General features: G+C 52.9%; 3 protein-coding genes. All 3 read right to left on the bottom strand.

All coding sequences use genetic code 11. The features are described 5' to 3' along the window. Positions 1-33: 33 nt before the first annotated feature. Positions 34-429: an enamine/imine deaminase gene (locus FDW87_RS05595; RefSeq protein ID WP_016154630.1), complete on the bottom strand. Its 396-nt coding sequence runs from the start codon at positions 427-429 to the stop codon at positions 34-36. Between the two features lie 13 nt (positions 430-442). Continuing rightward, complete coding sequence (gene pflB / locus FDW87_RS05590; protein ID WP_049040350.1) at positions 443-2737, bottom strand: formate C-acetyltransferase; 2295 nt, start codon at positions 2735-2737, stop codon at positions 443-445. 28 nt (positions 2738-2765) lie between these two features. Further along, the coding region (gene tdcD / locus FDW87_RS05585; protein WP_252363020.1) for a propionate kinase at positions 2766-3777 on the bottom strand (1012 nt) is incomplete at its 5' end.

Raw genomic sequence — 3777 nt, 5'->3', positions numbered from 1 at the left:
ATTGGGGCGATCCTGAGATCGCCCCGCAAGGGATTACAGCGTGTCGCCACGTACGGCGATGGCTTCAATCTCCAGCTTCACATCCTTTGGTAAGCGGGCGACCTGTACGCAACTGCGCGTGGGGTAGGTAGCCTGATGCTCATCAAAGAACTGCTGGTACACCTGGTTAATGGTGGCGAAGTCGTTCAGGTCGGATACGAAAACGGTAGTCTTCACGATATCGCTCACTTTCAAACCTGCGGACTCGACGATCGCTTTCACGTTTTCCAGGCTTTGACGTGCCTGATCGGCCACGTTTTCTGCCACTTCACCGGTCTGTGGACACACCGGGATTTGACCTGACGTCAACACCATGCTGCCCAGATCCACGCCCTGTACGTAAGGCCCAATCGCCCCTGGCGCACATTCGGTTGCAATAACTTTTCTCATAATCCCTCCGGCGTCAGAGCGCCTGGGTGAAAGTACGTGAAATAACATCTTGCTGCTGTTCACGGGTCAACGCGTTGAAGCGCACCGCATAGCCAGACACGCGGATCGTCAGGTTCGGATAGTTTTCCGGGTGCTCAATGGCATCCATCAACATTTCACGGTTCATAACGTTAACGTTCAGATGCTGCCCACCTTCCACATGCGCTTCATGGTGGAAGTAACCGTCCAGCAGACCAACCAGGTTGGTTTTACGCACCCCATCTTCTTTGCCCAGTGCAGCCGGCACAATGGAGAAGGTGTACGAGATACCGTCTTTGGCATAGGTAAACGGCAGTTTGGCCACCGAGGTTAACGACGCAACCGCGCCTTTACGATCGCGGCCGTGCATCGGGTTAGCCCCTGGCGCAAACGGCGTACCTGCGCGACGTCCGTCCGGTGTGTTACCGGTTTTCTGTCCGTACACCACGTTGGAAGTGATGGTCAGGATGGACTGCGTCGGCACTGCGTTACGGTAGGTTGGCAACACCTTAATTTTCTTCATGAAGCGTTCGACCAGGTCGCAGGCAATGCTGTCTACTCGCTCGTCGTTGTTGCCGTATTGCGGATAGTCGCCTTCGATTTCGAAATCGACAGCCAGACCGTTTTCATCACGAATCGGTTTCACGCGAGCGTATTTGATAGCCGACAGTGAATCCGCCGCCACGGACAGACCCGCCATACCACAAGCCATCGTGCGATAGACATCACGATCGTGCAGCGCCATCAGCGAAGCTTCATAGCTGTACTTGTCGTGCATATAGTGGATGATGTTCAGCGCGCTGATGTACTGCACGGCCAGCCAGTCCATAAAGTGGTCCAGGCTCTCCATCACCGTATCGTAATCCAGCACGTCATCCATCAGCGGTGCCGTTTTCGGCCCAACCTGAATTTTCAGCTTCTCATCCACGCCGCCGTTGATTGCGTACAGCAACGTTTTGGCGAGGTTGGCACGCGCACCGAAGAACTGCATTTGTTTGCCGATAACCATCGGGCTTACGCAGCAGGCAATGGCATAGTCATCGCTGTCAAAGTCGGCACGCATCAAATCGTCGTTTTCATACTGCAAAGACGAGGTGATGATAGACACCTGGGCGGCGTACTTTTTGAAGGCAATCGGCAGCGCTTCAGACCACAGCACCGTCAGGTTCGGCTCAGGCGCCGGTCCCATAGTGTGCAGAGTATGCAGGTAGCGGAACGAGTTTTTCGTTACCAGCGTGCGGCCATCCAGCCCCATGCCGCCGATAACTTCAGTCGCCCAGATAGGGTCGCCTGAGAACAGGGTGTCGAATTCCGGCGTACGCAGGAAGCGCACCATACGGATCTTCATAATGAAGTGGTCGATCAGCTCCTGCGCCTGCTGCTCGTTTAAAATTCCCGCTTTGAAATCGCGCTCAATGTAGATGTCGAGGAACGATGCGGTACGGCCCAGCGACATTGCGCCGCCGTTCTGAGATTTCACCGCAGCCAGGTAAGCAAAGTAAACCCACTGCACCGCTTCCTGCGCATTACGCGCCGGGCGGGAGATATCGCAGCCGTACTTCGCTGCCATTTCCTGCATCTGTAGCAGGGCGCGACGGTGCTCAGACAGCTCTTCGCGCAGGCGAATCGTGGCTTCAAGATTCTGGCCCCACTCCAGGTTCGACTGGAGATCGGCAAACTGCAGTTCACGCTCGCGTACCAGGTAGCGGATACCGTACAACGCGACGCGGCGATAGTCGCCGATGATACGACCACGGCCATAGCCGTCCGGCAGACCGGTCAGCACGCCGGATTTACGGCAGCGCAGCATATCCGGAGAGTAGGCGTCGAATACGCCCTGGTTATGGGTTTTACGCAGTTCAGTAAACTGGTATTCAAAATCAGCATCCATCTCACGACCATAAGCATCAAAAGAGCTTTTGATCATGTTGATGCCGCCAAACGGATGCAGAGCGCGCTTGAGCGGCTTATCCGTTTGCAGACCAACGATTTTTTCCAGTTCTTGTTCAATATAACCCGCATCATGTGCGGTTATCGTGGTGGCAATATTGGTATCGAAATCAACCGGCGCGTGCGTCGAGTTTTCAATACGGATGCCAGCCATAACTTTTTCCCACAATGCAGTGGTCGCTGACGTTGCTTCGGCGAGGAAAGATTCATCCCCTTCATAAGGCGTATAGTTGTGCTGAATAAAATCACGGACATTAATTTCTTCTTTCCAGTCCGTACCTTTAAAGCCATTCCAGGCTTCGGCATACAGCATATCGCTGGTATCGATATTTACCTTCATGAAAAATAATCTCTCTGCTGAAAATTAATTATGCAAATTCTACTGGTATATTAATTTTGCCTAACGCAATGGCATCACGCGCAATCATTTTCTCTTCATTTGTGGGAATAACCGCACAAATAACACGAGTATCTTTATTAGAGATAATTCTTTCGCCATGGGAATTTGGCAGGCTATTCATCTCGCTGTCGATATTCACCCCTAAAACGGCGAGATGCTCGATAACCAGACGACGAATTAATACCGAGTTCTCACCTATTCCACCGGTGAAAATAATCCCATCAAGACGATGCAGCGAAGCGGCATGTCCGGCGATATGGCGCGCGATACGATGCACAAACGTTTTAATCGCCAACTGCGCACGCTCATGTCCCTCGTGCCAGGCTTTTTCTAACGTACGTAAGTCAGAGGACAAACCGGAAATACCCAGTAAACCGGACTCTTTATTCACAACGCGCTCAAGGTCGCTCAGCGTCTGGTTGGTTTCGCTGGCAATCCACGCCATGGCGCCGAAATCGACGTCACCGCTGCGTGTGCCCATCATCAGTCCTTCCAACGGCGTCATGCCCATTGAGGTATCAACGCTCTGCCCGTTACGCACCGCGCAGATTGACGCGCCGTTCCCCAGGTGAGCCACAACCAGACCGGAGTCATCACTCTGCAGCTCAAGAAGCTCATGCGCTCGCTGAGATACATAGCGGTGCGACGTGCCGTGGAAGCCATAACGACGAACGCCTAACTCCTCAAAATATTTCCACGGTAGACCGTAAAGATAGGCCTCAGGGGCCATCGTCTGGTGGAAGCTGGTATCAAATACCGCAACCTGCTGCACGCCTGGGAAAAGGTGCTGTGCGGATTCAATCCCACTGAGGTTCGCATAATTATGTAACGGTGCTAAAGGCGATACCCGGCGAATATTATCGATAACGTCGTCAGTAATAATTGCTGATTCGGTAAAGATATTTCCACCGTGGGCAATGCGGTGGCCAATTAAGGCCACGCTGTCCATTAAATTACGTTTTTCCAGTTCAACGGCGATT

This window comes from Citrobacter sp. wls826 (assembly GCF_005281245.1).
Taxonomy (GTDB): domain Bacteria; phylum Pseudomonadota; class Gammaproteobacteria; order Enterobacterales; family Enterobacteriaceae; genus Citrobacter; species Citrobacter braakii.
This window is presented reverse-complemented; position numbering and strand designations above follow the sequence as displayed.

What these genes read in the sequence shown, in the direction of transcription:
- FDW87_RS05595 (WP_016154630.1), bottom strand. Translation starts at nt 429, where the DNA reads ATGAGAAAAGTTATTGCAACCGAATGTGCGCCAGGGGCGATTGGGCCT.
- pflB (WP_049040350.1), bottom strand. Translation starts at nt 2,737, where the DNA reads ATGAAGGTAAATATCGATACCAGCGATATGCTGTATGCCGAAGCCTGG.